Origin of the sequence: Micromonospora purpureochromogenes, from assembly GCF_900091515.1 — a bacterium.
GTDB classification, from domain to species: Bacteria; Actinomycetota; Actinomycetes; order Mycobacteriales; family Micromonosporaceae; genus Micromonospora; species Micromonospora purpureochromogenes.
On record NZ_LT607410.1, the window covers coordinates 265,234 to 283,005 of the forward strand.

At 70.3% G+C, this 17,772-nt stretch carries 7 protein-coding genes and 1 pseudogene; 7 read left to right on the top strand and 1 reads right to left on the bottom strand.

The features are described from left to right. Positions 1 to 13: 13 nt before the first annotated feature. On the top strand, positions 14 to 481 hold the full coding sequence (locus GA0074696_RS01200) for a restriction endonuclease (protein WP_088959387.1): 468 nt from the start codon (positions 14 to 16) through the stop codon (positions 479 to 481). Positions 482 to 1,782: 1,301 nt separating this feature from the next. On the opposite strand, the gene GA0074696_RS01210 is transcribed toward GA0074696_RS01200, so the two are convergent. Then, positions 1,783 to 3,492 carry a replication-relaxation family protein gene (locus GA0074696_RS01210; RefSeq protein WP_088959388.1) on the bottom strand — a complete coding sequence of 570 codons (1,710 nt, stop codon included), beginning with the start codon at positions 3,490 to 3,492 and terminating at the stop codon, positions 1,783 to 1,785. Between the two features lie 2,360 nt (positions 3,493 to 5,852). Here GA0074696_RS01210 and GA0074696_RS31570 point away from each other — a divergent pair. From GA0074696_RS31570 to GA0074696_RS01240, 6 genes and pseudogenes are all read left to right on the top strand, one after another. After that, complete coding sequence (locus GA0074696_RS31570) at positions 5,853 to 6,248, top strand: DNA-binding protein (protein WP_231925219.1); 396 nt, start codon at positions 5,853 to 5,855, stop codon at positions 6,246 to 6,248. 2 nt (positions 6,249 to 6,250) lie between these two features. Beyond that, entirely contained in the window at positions 6,251 to 7,729 is a 1,479-nt protein-coding gene (locus GA0074696_RS01220; protein ID WP_088959389.1) for a tyrosine-type recombinase/integrase, read from the top strand. Positions 7,730 to 7,985: 256 nt separating this feature from the next. Beyond that, entirely contained in the window at positions 7,986 to 8,183 is a 198-nt protein-coding gene (locus tag GA0074696_RS01225) for a type II toxin-antitoxin system Phd/YefM family antitoxin (RefSeq protein ID WP_088959390.1), read from the top strand. Further along, a pseudogene (locus GA0074696_RS32380) lies at positions 8,180 to 8,449 on the top strand (PIN domain nuclease); the annotation flags it as partial. The gene GA0074696_RS01225 and the pseudogene GA0074696_RS32380, both read left to right, overlap by 4 nt. A 1,069-nt stretch (positions 8,450 to 9,518) precedes the next feature. Then, the gene (locus tag GA0074696_RS01235) at positions 9,519 to 15,338 is read left to right on the top strand and encodes a DEAD/DEAH box helicase (RefSeq protein ID WP_231925220.1); all 5,820 of its coding nucleotides are present in this window, start codon (positions 9,519 to 9,521) and stop codon (positions 15,336 to 15,338) included. Continuing rightward, complete coding sequence (locus GA0074696_RS01240) at positions 15,335 to 17,707, top strand: hypothetical protein (RefSeq protein WP_088959391.1); 2,373 nt, start codon at positions 15,335 to 15,337, stop codon at positions 17,705 to 17,707. The genes GA0074696_RS01235 and GA0074696_RS01240 overlap by 4 nt, the downstream gene beginning before the upstream one ends. The last annotated feature ends 65 nt before the right edge of the window (positions 17,708 to 17,772 follow it).

Sequence of the window (17,772 nt, forward strand, 5' to 3'; positions counted from 1 at the left end):
AGGGAGCACCATCATGAGCGACGATTCCCTAACTGGAACCGCCACCGCGGCCGAAGAGGATCACTGGCCGTCGTTCGACATCACGCCGAAGGCGTACGAGGAAGCGGTCGCCGCGATCGCCAAGTCGATGAACCTGGACCTGGTCGGCTGGGAGGTCAGACACCTCGATCCGGTCGAAGGGCTGGACGGGACATACATCATGGACGTCACGGCCCGGTTCCAGCTGGCGGGCATGGACTTCTTCATCCTGTTCGAGTGCAAGCGCCACAAGGACCCCGTCAAACGCTCCGACGTCCAGGTACTACTCACCAAACTCCAGTCAACCGGCGCTCAGAAGGGTGTCGTGGTGGCCGCCACCGGCTTCCAGAGCGGCGCCCTCGAATTCGCCAAGGCTCACGGCATCGCCTGCGTCCGCCTCGTGGACAACGCATGGACGTACATCACGCGCCACACCGTTACGACGACCGAGCCCGTACAGTAGCCGAGCGCTTCGATCTTCGTCTGTCACCGCTTGCTTGTTCTTCGGCAGGCCTCGGCAGAGAACCCGGCCTTGGTCCGCCACGCGCCATGGACATGGCGGCCCACTGCCTTCCAAGCCCTACAGAGTTACATGGCTCCATGCCGAGGCCGCCGCTGCCGCGACTGGCGGCCGAGGTGTGGACGACACGTCGACGCCGTCACCCTCTTCTAGACCCAGCCCGAGTCACAGACAATGTGCGGTGCGCCAGACTGATCAGCGCCTGGTAGTAGACGATCTTCTCATCCGGATGCTGGACCGGCGCCCGGGTGGTGCGCGGACCGCAGCGTGAAGTTGAGCAAGGAGGCGAAACGCCGGAGTGTGTCCCCGTCCTCGATGCGTACGCAGCCCGCCACGCGCGCATGGGGTTGCTCAGCTGACGGAACGTGCCGGCGGTCGGGGGCTATCGCCCTGGCGCCCAACTGGATGAACTGAAGGATCCCGGCCGGCGGCTCCGGCGCTGCCTTCGAGCGAGACGGCGGGCGTCCAGCGGCGCAGTCCACGAGCTGCGGCCGGTCTCCACGGCGGGCGGTGACCAGCGAGTACGGCCAACCGGGAATCATGATGTGGATGTCCCTGCCGCGCCCGCAGTAAATGTCACTACGCGCGTCTGGAACCGCCGTCTCGTCGGTTGGTCGGCCGGGCGTGGTGGCGACCTGCTGCCATGCGATTAGCAGTGCTGGCGGGGTCTTACGCGGCGCAGGTGACCGGCGTGGGTGTCTGGAGAGCCTGCCGTTGCGGCAAGTCTGCCGCTGGCCGCGAGGGTGCTGGTGTGGCGGCGAACCAGCCACGGAAAACCCGTGGTCGACATGCGGGGACGGTGTGTTGTCCTCGGGCACGCCGAGGCGCGGGTGGGGCGGAGGCGGGGCGTGCGGGTCGGGCGAGGTTCATGGCGCGGCGGGCGGCGCGGGCGGCAGGGCACATGCCGCGGTGGTTGGCGCACTGCAGGTTGCGGCAGTTGCCGTGGTGGTCGGGTTGGTGTGCGGCGATGACGTCGAGAGCGAGCCGCCACAGCAGTGGAGCGGTCACATCGTCGGGTATGACGGCAAGCAGGCTGAGGCGTTCGTGAGGCACGGCAAGGCCCTTTCGTCGGTCGTGTCCGCCGCCTGCCCGGTTCATTGGAGCGGCGGCCGACACGATCGACGCTCACCTTTACCGGAAGGTCAAGTCGTCCGTCCCGCTCGGGTTCCTGAGAGCGAAGCCTTGCGGCGCTGAAGGCGATGCCTGAGCGGCCTGTGAGCCGCGCTTCCATAGCACTGCGACGCCTACTCGACCCTGCGGCGCGGTCTTGGCGGTGGCGTCACGGATGCGGCGTGCAATCGGGCACGGATGGCGGTCAGCCGCTGGTCGAGGGTGGCGACTTGGTCTCGCTGCTCGTAGGGCAGTGGGGTGCCGGTGTGGCAGTGGGGGCACACCTCGTCGTCGCGCCGATGCTCACCGTCGGGGTCGGGGCGGGGGTAGGTGATCGCGCAGGTGTCGCAGATGAGCAGGTGCTCGCGGTCGTGCTCGGCGGTGAGCTGGTCGAGGGTGGTGTGGCGGCGGGCCCGCCACGGTAGGTGGGCTCGTACGGCGGTGACCTCGTCGTCACGGGCGGCCTGGTAGCCCTCGAGTGCGGCTGCCTGCACCTGCGCCCAGGACCGGGGCGGCGGTTGGTGAAGCTCGTCGAGCATCCACGTGTCGAGGAGCCGGCCGCCGTCGGCGAGTGTGGTGGCGGCGGCGCGTAGCCGGGGGTGGTCGCCGTGGCGTTCGGCGGCGGCGAGGAGTTGTTTGGCCTGCTTGGTCCAGGCGGCGGTGTGGCGGTCGAGCAGCGCGGTCCGGGCCTGGTGGGTCAGGTTGGGGTCGTCGCGGTTGGTCCACCAGGCCAGCAACGTGTCGACGAGTTCGCCGTCCTGGTCGTGCAGGTCGGGCTGGGTGGCCGGGTACCAGCGGGCGAGCAGGTGCTCGGTGGCGGGTGCGTCGAGGAGTCGGGCGACCTCGTCGGCGGCGTCGTGGATGGCGCCGAGTTGGTCGATGCGGTCGCGGCGGTGCGCGGCTGCGGCGGCTTGGTCGTAGTGGTGCCGCGCGCGGGTTTGGGCGGTGATGCGGCCGGCGAGGAGTTGCGGCAGTGAGGCGCGTGTCGCGGCGTGGTCGGGTAGCAGCCATACCGGTGCGTCGATGGCGGCGGTGGGGTCGCGCACGAGCCCGCACGCGGCGACGACGAGGCTGTTGGCGTCGGCGATGTCCCGCCAGGCTTGCCCGCCTGCCGCCTGGTGGTCGCGGCGGGCGGCGGCGAGCATTTTGCGGGCGGCGGCGAGGAACGTGGCGGCGCGGGCGTCGGTGGTGGTGAGCAGCAGAAGCGGCGGGCAGTGCGGCCACTGGTCCTGCCAGGCCCGGTCGGCGGCGTAGGCGAGGTAGCGGGTGACTTTGTCGCGTAGCACGGCCTGGGTCATGGTGGCGAGGTCGATCTCGACGAACGCGGCGGCGGTGCCGGTGCCGTCGGTGTTCTCGACGTCGACCAGCAGTGCGGCGTCGGGCGTCAGCCGGCGGGTGCGGGTGCCCCAGCCGGGCGAGCGGGTTTCCCAGGTCTGCCAGCCAGCGCGGTCTGACCACCACCTGCGCAGTGTCAGGCCGGCGGCGGGGCCGTGGTCGCGGACGGCGAGCCACATGTCGGCGATCGCCGCGGCGTGCGCGACGTGCAGCCCAGACGGGCGTTGCCGGCCCGGCGCGGCGGCCGTCCCGGTGACCAGGCGCGCCCCGGTGGTGCGTAGCCACCAGTGCCGCGGCGCGGACCCGGACTCGCGTCCGGGGCGGACCGCGTCGATGAGGCCGGCGGTGCGCAGCCGGTCCAGGCGGTGCCGGACCGTGCGCACCGGCGCGCCGGTGGCTCGGGCCAGCTGGTTGGTGGTCAGGACCCGGTGGGCGTCGAGCAGGACGAGCAGCTCGTGCGACGGGCCACCGGAGGACCGGAGCCGCCGCACGAAAGCCTGGTTCGACATGCCAACCTCCTTGATCTCGCTCGTATGGCCCACTCTCGGTGACACGGACAGTGTCAGTCGCCTGTCGATCGAACTCCGTCACAGTGGCCCTGTGCTGCGGTGTGACGGCCGTGAGCGTTGCCGTTCGGGTCCGAAGCGAACGGCAACCCCGACAGCCCCCGCACCGCCGCATCTGACGCCCCGTCGACCACAGCGCCATGCCTGCGGACGAGGCACCCCACACCCCTTCCAGCCGTGAATCGTCGCCCCAGGGGCGGACGGTCATCGACGGGTCCACTACCGACCTGCCCACCCCCGGCGGCCCGGAGTCGCCTGGGGCCGCCTGATGTGTCCGCCGCGCGGGCAGCCCTCGCATCCTCAAACCGGCTCTTGTCAGCTCTGGCGGACACCCTGGTGTCTGACACGGATCTGACACCCCCCAGGCGGGATGGCCGCCGAGGGCTGTCAGAGCAGCTCAGCCGCCATGCGCCTGCCAAGAGCAGGCCGGTGACGCCGACGGCCGACAGGGCAGCCGTTGCCGTCACCGCCGGAATCTGACAGCGGCGTCGAGACGGCCACGACGCTCTGACAGTCGGCTGCGCCGCCTGCTGGTTAGGTGAGCTGGTGCGGGCCGGTGGGCCTGTGACCAGGGCTGTCAGGCCAGCCGGAGTCGTTGTCAGAGACCTGTCAGATCGGGGGGTGTCCGCCAGAGCTGACAGGAGCCGGTTTGAGGGTGCGAGGAGATCACCGCTCATGCCGCGCGGCGGCCAGGTCGACGGTGTCGGCCCGGCAAAGCACCAGGGTCTGCTCGCCGTGTCGCGCCCGGACGACCGCCTGGGCGGTTAGGGCCACCGGTTGGCGCGGCCGGATCGACAGCAGGCGTTGCCCCGGTCATGCAGCACGACGCAGACCCGATCGGGAGGCCGCACTGCGCTTGCGCTTATATAACCGCCGTTTGTGTGCTCTGGCGAACGCCTGCCCAACTCGCACCCGCTCACAGCCACTCACAGCGCTGCGCCGCTCCGCGCCGACCGACGGCCAGCCCACGTTCCTACGGGGTCCTGGCAGGGCTGTGAGAGCATGCGGCCCCGGCGCGAGGGCGCGAGACGAGTGGCTATCCGGGAGCCGTACACCCTGGCACTCACAGCGGCTCACAGCGGCCGGCACGGGCAGGTGGGACGTACTGCTGGCGCTTTGGGCGCACGAGCCGCGCGGGAGGGACACGGGGTCTCGACCACGCTGACGGCACCCCGCTCGTCCGGGGACATCATGTCAGCGCCTCACCCCACGTCAGGCGCCGTCGCACCCCGGGAGATGCGGGGGGCCAACTCCGACGCCACCGCGCCGCCAATGTCAACGGGACTCTTCGATTGACATGTTGTCCGCCGCGGCGTGGCGCGGCCACGGACAAAATGGCAGAGCCGCCGACAGCGGCACCACGTCGCGTGTCCGGACACGCACGCCGGCTGCAGTCGTCATCCATCCAGACTCGGCTATTGACATGGCGTACGTAGGCGTTGCTTGCAGGTGGCTGGAGCGTGTCAACGCGTTCCGCGATCCGATGTCCGAGAGGTGGCACATGTCATCGGCACCGGTCGTTGACATTTTGTCCGGCGCGGTCGCTGAGCAGGGCTTTGACGGCCGGGATGCGCGCATGACACGGGTTTCCGTTGACATCCGGTCGACCACGGGGCGCACCTGCGCCAGCGCCGGCCGCACCGGCGTTATGCCACTGTGGCGGCGCGGACAGACCCGCCGAAGGCCCGCCGGCAGTGGCGCGTGCCTCGCGGTGCCACATGTCCGCCAACAACTCATGACATGGACGAACATGAGTGCCTGCGCGACCGCCGTGGCCACGGCCGTGTGACACGTTCACGTCGCCGTCGGCGTGTCATCGGGCGCGACATCCGGGGGCATTCACGACCGCGAGGCACCCGCTATGCAATCGGCAGTTATCGCTGTCCGTGCGCCTCGGGCGGGCGCGGCGGCACCCAGCGCGGTGCCGGTCCCGCGGACCAGAGTCAGCGGTTGAACGGCGGCTCTGTGAGTCGCTGTGAGCGGCTGTGAGTGGGGCAGGCGTTCGCCAGAGCACACAAACGCGGGTTTAGGAGTGACAGGCACGACTCGCCCGGCGCGGAGTCGACATCAACGTAAGCGAGCACCACCCCAGGCCACCACGGCGCCTGTCCAGCCCGCCAACCCCTACCGCCTTCGCCCGTCCTCGTGACCACCCGGCTTGGTCAACGATCCGCCGACGCCCGGGCCACAGCACGGGCCGTCGGCACCTCCGAGCCGATGGCTACTACCGGATCGGTCGGCCGCCCCGTCACTGGCGACACCGTCGCTGCGCCTGTCTTGATCACCGGAAGGACCACCGCACGATGAGCACCCCTGACCAGCACCCCACCCCCGCCACTCCCACCCGCCCAGCCGGCGACGGCTCGCACGACACCTGGACCGCCCAGCGGATCCGCGCCCTGGGCGCGGTCACCGACCTGAGCACCGCCGCCAGGATCTTCCGGCTGTCCCGTTCCGTCGCCTACGACCTCGCCAAACGCGACCGGTTCCCCGTCCCGGTGCTGCGATTCGACACCCGCTACCGCGTACCGGTCGCGGCGATCCTCGACGCCCTGCACCTACCCGCCGCCGACGACCCGGGGTCCTCGACCGGACCGCCCGGCGACGACTTGACCCCCGGCGGAAGTCACGCGTCGATCACCCCGTACCGAATCCGCAGCCCCCGGCTGCCGCACGCCCCGACCGAAGGGAACACCTGATCATGGCGGAAGGACCCGTCTTCAAACGCTGCTCCTGCCGCGACAGCGACGGACGCAAACTCGGCAACCGCTGCCCGCACCTGCGCCGGCCCAGCGGGGCGTGGAGCCCCACCCACGGCCGGTGGGCCTACCAACTCGAACTGCCCACCCACCCCGGCAAGCCACGCCGGCAACTGCGCCGCAGCACCTTCGACACCCGCGACGCCGCCACCGCCGACCGCGACCACGCCAAAGCCCTGCTCGCCCTCGCCAGCGACGACCCGGCCGTCGCCGCCGAGATCGCCGACCTGCTCCTCACCGTCCCCTCCGGCGCACCGCTACCGGACCGCGACACCATCGCCCGCCGGGTCCGCGCCGGGCTACCCGCCACCGTCACGACCACCGTCGGCGAATACCTTGAGTCGTGGCTGGCGTCCCGCCGCAACCTGCGCAGCGTCCAACCCAACACCCTGCTCGCGTACGAGTCGCACATCCGCACCCACCTGGTCCCCCACCTCGGCGCCATCCCCCTGGTCAAACTGCGGGTGGAGCACATCGAGGCCATGTTCACCGCCATCGCCGACCGCAGCACCGCCATCGAGATCGCCCGGCAGAGCGACGAACCCGCCATCCGCGCCAGCGTCCGCGGCCTACGCACCACCCGACCGGCCAGCATGCACCGCATCCGCGCCACCCTGCGCAAAGCACTCAACGACGCCATCCGCCGCGGCAACAACCGGCTCATCGACTTCAACCCCGCCGCCCACATCGAACTGCCCTCCGGCGTACGCCCCAAGGCCCGGGTCTGGACCGCCAACGCCGTCCAACGGTGGCGCGACACCGGCGAGCGACCCAGCCCCGTCATGGTGTGGACACCCCAGCAGGCCGGGGAGTTCCTCGACCACGCCGAAGAACACGACATCGCCCTCTACCCGCTGTTCACGCTGATCCTGCACCGGGGCCTGCGCCGAGGCGAGGCCGTCGGACTCACCGACACCGCCGTCGACCTCGACAACTCCCTAATCAGCGTCACCCAACAGATGGCCACCCACGGCTACACACCCGTCATCAAGAAGGTCAAGTCCGAGTCCGGCAACCGGATCATGGCCCTGGCCAGCATCACCCGTACCGTCCTGCGCGCCCACCACGCCCGCCGCGCCCAGTGGAAACTCGCCGCTAATCACACGTGGCCCGACACCGGACTGTTCTTCGTCCAACCCGACGGGCAACCCTGGCACCCCAACACCGTCACCGACCGGTTCGAAGCCCTCGTCCGCGACGCCGACCTACCGCCGATCCGACTGCACGACCTGCGGCACTGCGCCGCCACCTACCTGAAAGCCGCCGGCGCCGACCTCAAGGACATCCAGGAACTCCTCGGCCACTCCTCCGCCGCCATGACCGACGTCTACACCTCCGTCATCGCCGAACTCGACGTCGAACGCGCCAAAGCCGAAGCCGCCGCCAAGCTGCTCCCCCGTCGGCGGACACGAGCCGCGTAGGCAGCACAGATATCCGGCCGGTCGGACGGCAGGCCAGGGCTGCCGACCCGACCTGGTCCGGATCTTGACGTGCTCGCTACGACAACGTGGCTGAGACGGGTGGTTGCTGGTGAGCCGGAGATGCCACCATGCGAACCACAGCGCCACTATCGCCGGTTGTCCGCTACCGATGAGTCAGCCCAGCTCATCCGGTGCAGCGGTGACGAAATCGGGTCGAGTGTTGGCTTAGCTGTCAGCTAAACAGGGAGGTCGAACGATGTCGGCTGAAGCCGTGCACTACAAGACCCACCTGCCGCGCATCATTGAACGGGTGGAACACGGCGAAGAGATCCCCATCGACCGGGCGGGCACCCTGGTGGCGAGGGTGGTATCGCTTGTGCGATGGACCAACCGCACCGCTGTGGGCCCCCTTGCCGGGCAATTGCGCCTCTCAGGTGACTGGGACTCCCCATAGACCAGCTACGCCACGAGCCTGACACCTCTTTCCCCGGTCAGTCTGTGGGAGATCACCATCATGCAGAGCGGGGAAGCTTGCAGGACTCCTGACCTCGCCGAGTGGGTGAGGGACCTGGGCTTCCGTGAACTCCCGGTAACGCACGCCCACGCCATCGCCGCCAGCCACCCAATGACCGCGATCCCTTCGACCGAATGCTCGTGGCACAGGCGATCACAAAGAGTTTGACTCTGGCCTCCCGTGACGCGTCCATGGCGCTGGACGACGCGAGCGGGAATCGGGGTGATGTCGATGATCCGTTCGGTAGTTACCGGCGCCCCGCCGGTCGAGGTTTCGGTGATGACGGTCTCCGCTCTGTCGGGGGAGGCGAGGGCTCCTCTCCGTCATCGCTGAACGGATTGTTCCCGCCGGGTGAGCCGACCCGGTGCCGTCGCGAGCTCCGGCCGCGCCCGGCACCGGACCGGCCAGCGAAGCCGTTTGCGTGCGGTTGCAGAAGTCGGCTGACCGTGCACTGATGTATGTACACATGGGCCGGTTGTAGGGTTCGCCTGATGCCGAACTCGACTGGCCCGAACAGCACGATCTTCTGGCTTTCCTGGACGACCTGAGATCCCGCCCTCGCGTCTTCTACGACAGATAGCTCACCGCCCGGGATGGGATCAGTCACACCACCGTCTCGAACTCGCGTCATGGCAACAGCGGCCCGGGCGGCTGGGCTGATCCGGATCGCGGAGGCCTTCGGTGAGCCGGAACGCCGCCTGCTGGCGCCGCCTGCTGGCGCCGCCTGCTGGCAGCCGCGGGCATCGTCGGTGACGACCATCCCAATCCGATCCGGCAGCCCCGTCCGAACTGCAGCACCTGATCCCCCTTGTACACCGGCGCGCCGCCGCAACGGCAACGACAGATCATTGAACAGGTTCGGTTCCCGCGCGGCTGGACGGAACTCGCTGCGGCCAACGACAGATCCGGGTCACCGCATGATCCTCACCCGCAACCGCGGCCGCGCCTCGATCAATGCGCGTCCACCATCTCCTCAGACGGACAGGGACAGCACTTACCATCCACAGTGTCAATCACCCGAAAGAGGTTCGACTTTAGGACGACACGACGAGAAACTGTCGGGGGGTCCCCGACACAATGAGCGGCACGCGCATCGCCAGCATCGCAGAACGGTGAGGCACGAGTGCGTCACTGAATGGACGGGGTGGTTCTACGGGCAAGGTAGATACCCGCGAGCTGCAGCTTCAGCAACTGCTGAAGCAGATCGGCCCGTGCGACAGCGACACCCTCGTGACCGCTGCCCAGCAGCGATGGCCCGGGGCGCCGGCTCCCCGGGTGCGCAGCGTCGTGGCCAAGGCCATCACCGCCGACCTAATCCACGACGACGGTGGTGTCCTCTCCGCCGTCGATGACCCCACGCCCACCGGCCGGCCCACGTTGGTGCAGCGACTGCCGGGTCCGCTGCGCGCGGTGATCGTGGACGTGGAGGCGGTGATCCGGGCCAGCGCCGACCACCCAAACGGTGACCGCCGGATCTTCCAGATTGGTGCGGTACGCTTGTCGGCCGACTCGCAGTGGTGTGCCGAACAGCCGTCGTTCAGTTCCTGGGTCAAGCTTCCGAACCTGGAGTGGGAGCAGCAGCTGCGGTCAGCTGACGTCCGCGAGCAGTACACGCAGCACGCGGTCGACCTGGAGCAGGTGCTAGACGGGCTGCGTCAGTACGTCGCCGACGCTGACCTGCTGGTCGCCTACAACGGGGTCGGGGCTGACTTCCCGATCCTGGACGACGCGGCGACCCGGGCCGGGCAGCCAATGCTGCACAACCAGCGCCGGGTGGATGCTCTCTATCTGGCGTACGCGGTGTGGCCCCACGCCGATTCACACCGCCTGGCTGAGCTCGCTGATGAGGTCGGCGTCGATCGGTCCGGGCTCAGCTGGCATGAGGCTGCCGACGACGCCGAGCTGACCGCCAGGCTGCTGCGGCAGGCGGCCGCGGCCGTCCAAGGCTGGGACGTCGGCGTTCGCGAACTGCTGTGCGCGGTCGGTTCCGGTAGCTCGGCCTGGGATCTGCTTTCGTCGCTGCTGCCCGGCCCGGTACCCCGCCCGGCGGTCGACGACGTAACCGTCGCGCGGGTGCTGGCTGACGCGCTGACTGGCCTCGACACGGCCGGCGGTTATCAGCCGGTGCGGCGTGGCCGGTCCCGGCCGGTGCTACGGCTGCCTGCTGCGGTTCGCGGCACCGGTGGGGACGTTGACCCGCACGCGCTGGCGCAGGCGGCCGCGTCCGGGACGGCGGAGCGGCGGGCAGCGCAGCAGCAGATGGCGGAGCTGCTGAGCGGGCAGATCCGCGCCGGCCGGGATGCGCTGTGTGAAGCGCCGACCGGCACCGGGAAGAGCTTCGCGGTGCTGGCGGCCGCGTTGCAGTGGCTGGACGGCGACCCGCGGCGCCGTGCCGTGATCGCGACCTACACCAAGGCGTTGCAGACGCAGCTGGGCGCTGACATCGACCGGCTCACCGGTGTGATCGCCGGCTTAGAACAGACAGCGGACCTGGTCAAGGGGGCGGCGAACCGGTTGTCGTTGCGTGCCCTGGTTGCAGCGCTCACCGATGCCGCTGCAGCCGTGCAGGCAGGGACCTGGTGGGCAAGGACCGGACGGCCGCAGTTCGCCGCACAGGCCGGATTTCGGGAGCTGCTGATCTATCTGACCCGGCGGCTGATCACTGCGGGCACAACGCCGCAGGGGTGGCTGGCACGCAGCGCCGACCCGGTGGACCTGCCGATGTTCCTGGCCGAGTACATCGGATCAACGCACGGTCCGGTGCTCGGATCGTGGCTGCGCATTGTCAGCCAGGACGGCGACGACTACGGCCGCGGGTCGGGTTCGCCGCTGGCGGCGATGACCGACTCCGTAGCGGAGGCGCTGGCCGGGCATCGGCTGGTCATCGCGAACCATGCGCTGCTGATGAGTCGCCCGGACGTGTTCGACGAAACCACCCTGCTGATCGTTGATGAGGCGCATGCGCTTGAGCTGGCCGTCACTGGAGCGGCCAGCGCGGTCGTAGATTACCGGCTGCTGGAGAACCTGACGGCGGATCTGCGCCGCTGGGCCGACGAGCAGGCTAATGTGCCGCCGCGGCTGCAGGCGGTGGTCGCCGAGCTGGAGGGACACCTCGACACGGAGATCCTGCCGCGGGCGGGGCAGGGGGTCTTCGACGCCGCCGGTGGGGAGCCAGGAAGCCGGGCGGCGACCCTGGCCAGCCCGTTCGGCGGGCTAAGCGGTGACCGGCCGGCCCGGCAGCTGCTGTCGCGGCTGGACACGATCGCAGTTGTCTCTGAGCAGGTGCACCGGCAGCTGGCCGCGTACCTGCAGGCGCCGGGGATGCAGTCGGTGTCGTGGTGGGAGAAGGAGCGGGCCGGTTCGCTCGTAACCCGGGTCGCGCGGCTCGCGGACGCGGCCGGACGCATCGTCGCTGACGCCCGCGCCATCCTCGACCAGGATACGGAACCCAGCACGGACGGTGACGGGGATTCCGGCATGGACGAAGGCACCGAGGACGGTGAAGTCGTCGGCGCGGTCGGCGTCGATGAGGAGGAGCTCGGCGCGGACGGTGAGGACCTCGGCCCGGATGGTCTGTTCCCGTTGACAGGCCCGGACCTGGGTAACCGGGTGGTGTACGCGGTCGAGCAGGACCTCGCCGGAGTCAGCGTATCCGCGCGCCGGTACGGATTCTCGCTGACGTCCGCTCCGATCGATCTGGCCCGTGACCCGCAGTGGCTGGAGGTCCGGCAGCGGTTCGCCCGGATTTTCTACGTGTCGGCGACGCTGCAGGTGTCCGGCCGGTGGGACTACATCCGGGAGCGGCTCGGCCTCGGTCCGGCTGTTGACGCGCACACCCTGCCGGGCCCGTTCGATCTGGCCGAGCAGGCCCGGCTGGTCTGCTTCACTGACTTTCCGAGCTGGGCCGAACAGACCGACGGCGCGGTCCGGACCGTCGCGCATCAGCTGGCCGGCTACGGCCGCGAGGTGATCCGTCCCGATCAGCAGGCGGCGTTCACCGGTGGTGCGCTCGTACTTACCACAGCGACGAGGGCCGCCGCTGCGATCACGCAGCGGCTGCAGGAGCAGGCGGTAGGGGTGCCGGTGACGTCGGCGCCGATACTGGGGAACGCCCGCGCCGCGCGGACGTTCACCGAGACTGGCGGGTTCTGTGTCGCAACGCGCGGCATGTGGCAGGGCGTCGACTTCCCTGCCGACCGGCTGTCGCTGGTGTGGATCAACAAGCTGCCCTTCGCGCCGTTCGCCGACCCCATCATCACCGCCCGCCGCGCTGCGGTCGCCCGCCGCGCCGAACTGGCCGGGCTTGCGGACCCGGACCGGGTGGCGACCGAGTCGTATTACCTACCGCTGGCAGCGATGGATCTGCGGCAGGCGGTCGGCCGGCTGATCCGGTCGAGTAAACACCGTGGTGTGGTCGTGATCAGCGACCGGAAGCTCGCCGGACGGACCGCGTTGCGCCGCGCGTACCGGCGGGTATTCCTGGAGTCCCTCGAACCGGGCCTGCTGGTCCCCGACGAGGACACCGGAGAGGCGGCGGGCGGGAACCTGACGACGATGGCTGACGGGTGGGCGCGGATCTGGCGGTTCCTCGGCGACAACGGCTTGGTCCCCGCCGACCGGCTCGAGCAGCTGTGCGAACCGGATGCGCTCACCGAGCAAACGCTGCTGCCGGCGACCCGCAAGATTCTGCAGGCGCAGCTGACCCCGCAGCAGGAGGCTGCGGCCCACGCCGACGGCACACTGGGACGGTTGTTGACCGACCGGTGCGCCGCGATCGGCGGGTATCTGCGGTTCTCTGACACACCGCTGGCTTTAAAGCCACAGCAGGCTCAGGTGATCGAGGCGGTCGCCGATGGTGCGGATGTGCTGGCGTTGATGCCGACCGGGTTCGGGAAGTCGTACACGTTCCAGCTGCCGGCGCTGGCGTTGCCGGGTGTCACCGTGGTCGTGTCGCCGCTGATTGCGTTGATGGCCGACCAGGCCCTGGAACTGAACGCCACCGTCGGCGGGGCGGTCCGGGCCCTGGTTGGGCCGATGGCCGAGTCGAACAGCCGGCGCGGTAAGACGGAGGTAGCCGAGCAGCTCACCGGCATCGGTGAGCACGGCATCAAGCTGGTGTACGTGTCCCCGGAACGGCTCGGGAACCGCCGTTTCCAGGACTTGCTGCGGACCGCCGCCGCTGCGGGGATCCTGCGGCGGGTGGCCGTTGACGAGGCGCACACGTTCGTGCAGTGGGGTGACGACTTCCGGCCCAGCTTCCGACGGGCCGGGCGGCTGCTGGCCGAGCTGCGGTTCCGGTACGGGGTGCGGGTGACCGCGGTCACGGCGACCGCGAACCGGTCGGTCCGGGAAGGGCTGCGGACCGGCCTGTTCGGCCTGCCCGCCACCTCCGCGCCAGGGGAGGCGTTGGTGACGGTCGCGGCTGACCCGCTGCGCCCGGAGCTGGCGATCTACCGCCGGGCGATGAAATCTGCCGGGCCGAACACGATCGCCGGGCTGACCGAGGAGGTCGCTGCGGCGTGCGACGAACACGCGATCTTCTACTGCCTGACCGTCAAGGAGGTCGACGCGGTCTACGCGCACCTGCGCGAGTTCGTCGGCGACGGCGCGCAGCGGGTCCGCCGTTTCCACGGCCGGCTGTCCGAGGCGGAGAAGACGGCGGTGCTCACCGAGTTCCGTGACGCCCCGGCCAGGCACGAGGACGGGTACGCGCCGCTGCTAATCGTGGCGACCAGCGCGTTCGGGTTGGGCGTCAACCGCGGCGACATCCGCTGCGTGTTCGTGGTGTCCCCGCCGACCGACCTGGCCGCGCTGTATCAGCAGCTCGGCCGTGCTGGACGGGACCAGGCCGGTAGGCCGCCGGCTGATGTGACCGCCCCGTCGGCTGGGCTGGCGCTGGGCTCCGGCCGCGGGTTCCGGACCGTGGCGTGGATGGCCGCGCAAGGCCTGCCGTCGGCCACGTTGCGCACCGTCGGGCAGGCGGTGCTGACCGCAGCCCGTACCGGTGGGGTTCTGGACCCCGACCGGGTCACCGACAGTTGCATGGCATCGGACCTCGCCGCCGGCAGGTTGTCGCGTGACGACGCCCGCCGGCCGGGCACGGTGTCGCAGTATCGGTCGGCGGTTGTCCGAGCCCTCGCCGTCCTCGCCGAGACCGGGACGGTCGACGACCACGGCGATTTCCCTTCGACAGTGATGATCACCCCGCTCGACGACCCGGCCCGCTGCGACGACCACACCCTCACCGCCGCCGCCTCTGCGGTCGCTGCGCTCGCTCTCACCTCGCCAGGCCGGCACCGGCTGACCGACGTGCACACGACCCTGACCACCCAGGTGCGCGGGTACCGGCTGATCGCTGATGACCCGGCCCAGACGTGGGCGGTCCTGGCGACCCTGCACGATCTCGGCGTCGTCGACGTGTCCCAGGCCGGGAATAACCGAACCCTGATCGCGGTCGGCCCGGGCGGCAGCAGCGCCCTTCCGGTCGACTATCTGCGGAAGATGACCGGGCACCGGGCCCGCCTCACCGACGACCTGCGGGAACTGGGCGCCTGGTACGACGCGAGCGTGTGCGCCAATGCCGGGTTCGCGGGCTACTTCTCCCTGACCGGGTCGACGATGCTGCCCGACGAGGTCTGCTCAACCGCAGCGTGCCGTTGCTCCACCTGCTGGGCGATCAGCGGCGACCCTAGGCCGGTGCCGGCGCTGCTGGAGGCGTTGAACACGCCACGGCCGCGGCCGACCGCACGCCGGGACGCGGCGCCGTACCGGGAAGCGGTCCAGCGGTATGTGCGGTCGCTGCTGTGGGACAACTACCGCGGCCTAACCATCGGCATGATCCACCGGGTTCTGCACGGCGACGAGACGTATCTGGCCGGCGACGGTCGTCGCCGACCACTGTGGCCGCGGCTGCTGTACCACCGGCTGCGCGGCGTCGACCCCGGCATCAAGGTCGCTCACGTACAGGAAGCCGTCAACGAACTGGCCGGCTGCGGCGACATCACCGGTGACGGCCGGCTGTGGCGGCTGCCCCGGTACGCCGAACGTGACGCCGCCCGGGCCCGCGCCCAGGCGGTTGGGAATGGGACAAGATGACCGCGACCAGCAGCACCGTGTGGCGGCCGTTCTACGATGAGCCGTTGTTCGTGCCGGAACTACTGCACGGCCCCGACACTGTCCCCGGCCTATTGCGGGACAGGATCGTCGGCTACCTCACCCGGGTCGCGGAGATCCGGCGGGCACCGCTGCACACCTGCACCGCGTTCAACGCGCTGCATTTCGGGTTCGACCTCGACGCTCACGGCTACCGTGCCGAGGTCCTCGCCCCTGACCTGTTCGTTCAGGTCGCCGCGGAGCAGCAGGAGCGGCCTGTGCTGCCGGTCGGCACGTTCGTGCACATCGACCGCGGCGGCCGCCGGTCGCTGCTGGCCGAGGTCGTCGCCCGCTACGGCGCCGACCCGGCCGTCGACGACGACGGCTGGGTACCGGCGGCACTATCCGGTGCCCCGCCCGGCCGCGACGAACCCGACGGTACCCGCACCGGTGTCGAACGGGTCATCCTGGACGTGGAAGCGTTCGGGGCCCCGCTCACCGCCGCCGACTACACCGAACTGGACCGGCTGCGCCGCCGCGGCCAGGTGCTCGACGCCCGTGGTCACCTGACCGGGCCCGTGCACTACCCGGCTGGGAACGGCGGGCGTGACGACGTGGCCCTGTACGGCGCCTACCTGCTCGGCCCGGCCCGCCCGCTGCTGCTCGGCGGCCCGCTCGGTGGTCTACTCACTGACCCTGGTGACGGGCGGGTGCTCACTGCCGCCCTACATCAGGCACTCCGCACCATCGACCAACTCCTCGACACCGCCCGCACGCTGCGCCGCTGGCACGGGTACGCCATCAGCCGGGCCCGGTTCAAACAGCGGCGCCGTGTCGGTTGGCCTGGCCTGCCCGCAGCAGACGTCGACGACGTCGTCGGCGCCGTGCGCCGCAGCGGCCCCCAGCCGCGCTACACCGGTGTCTGGCCGCTGCTGGCCGCCCGCGTCGCCGGCGACGGCATGGATGCGGACCCGCTTGAGCTCGCCGGCGCCGCCGACGTGCTCGTGCACACCAACCTGACCGCCGCAGATTTGGTCGCCGAGGCCATCGACGGTCTCCTGCCCGGCGGTGTGCACCTACGCGTCGACGACGTCTGGCAGGCCGGTGGCCTGTGGCGCGCCCAGCGGGAGCCGATCCCGGCGACGGTGCTGGCCGCCGACCCGCGTACCCCGCTCGGCCTCGGCCACCAGCCCGCCGTCCAGGACAGCCTCGAACCGTCCGAGACCGGCTCCGCCTCGTCCGCAGGTGGGCGGCAGCCCGCACCACCAGAACCGCCCGCTGAACATGGCGTTCCCAAAGGCGAGGAGACCATCCCGGGTGAGGACGGCACGCCGGGCGAGGACGCCGCAGCTGGCGAGGAACCCGGCGAGAACCTATCCGATCTCGTCGTCGTCCGCGACAGCCTGGTCGTTTACACCGTTGCGCTGCGCGAAAGTCACTGGAATGCCGGTGAACTGCCCCTGCCCGAGCAGGCGGCGGACGTCCTCGCCGACGGGCTGTTGATCATGCAGCTGCACCACGACGGTGAGACCCTCGACGAATCCGAGCAGATCCAGCGGATCAGCCGTGACGGCACGGTCCTGACCGGTATCAGCTGGCCGTGGAGCTTCTACCCGGGCATCAAGGTCACCGTAGCCGCAGCCCGTAACGCCACCCGGCTCAGCGTCACCACCACCCTGCTCGACCAGCCGCTGCCGTACGGCGACCATTACCGGTGGGAAACCAACACCGCCATCCTCGCCGCCGCGATCGGCGCCGACCAGCCACCACCGCAACCCACCGCCCCACCCGAGGCGCCGGAGCCGCTGCCGGTCAATACTTCGCAACGGCACCGTGGCGTCCCCCAGCTGCGGGGGCTGATCATCGCCGCGCTGCGCCGCCACGGCGCGCCCGGAGCGTTTCAGGCGCGACGACTCACCGGCCCGCAGCTGCTCGCCGCCCTATTCGGACCCGACCTGGTCGCTCCGCCGCTGATGTGGGAGGTCATCTACACCTGCGACCGGCTCGTCGACGCGGGCAAGCTGACAAAGGAATCCGGTGCCACCAGCCCCGGCCGGCTTGGCAGCGGCGGCCCCGATGTGTTCGTGTGGTGGCCCGATGACACCGCCCGCCGTAACGCCCATCAGAACACTCCCCGGGATGCGGTCCTCGCCGGCCGGGTCCGTGAGCACTGGGTGCCGCCGTTCTGTCGGCTGCTGCAGCCGGGCCACCAGGCCAGTGACACTGCCCGCCAGGCCTACGCCGCGTGGGTCGTCGAGGTGCGCGGCCCGGACGCCGACACCAACCTGCCGGCCGGTTACACCTTCGTTCGCGGCCAGCTGCGCGGTGCCGGCGAATCCGCCGGCCTGCTACGTCTCGCGGCCGAGCCGTAGCACCGCCCTGCCTGACCCGCACCGCCACTCCCTCGAGCGTGAACCACCGCGGAAAGTGAGACCCC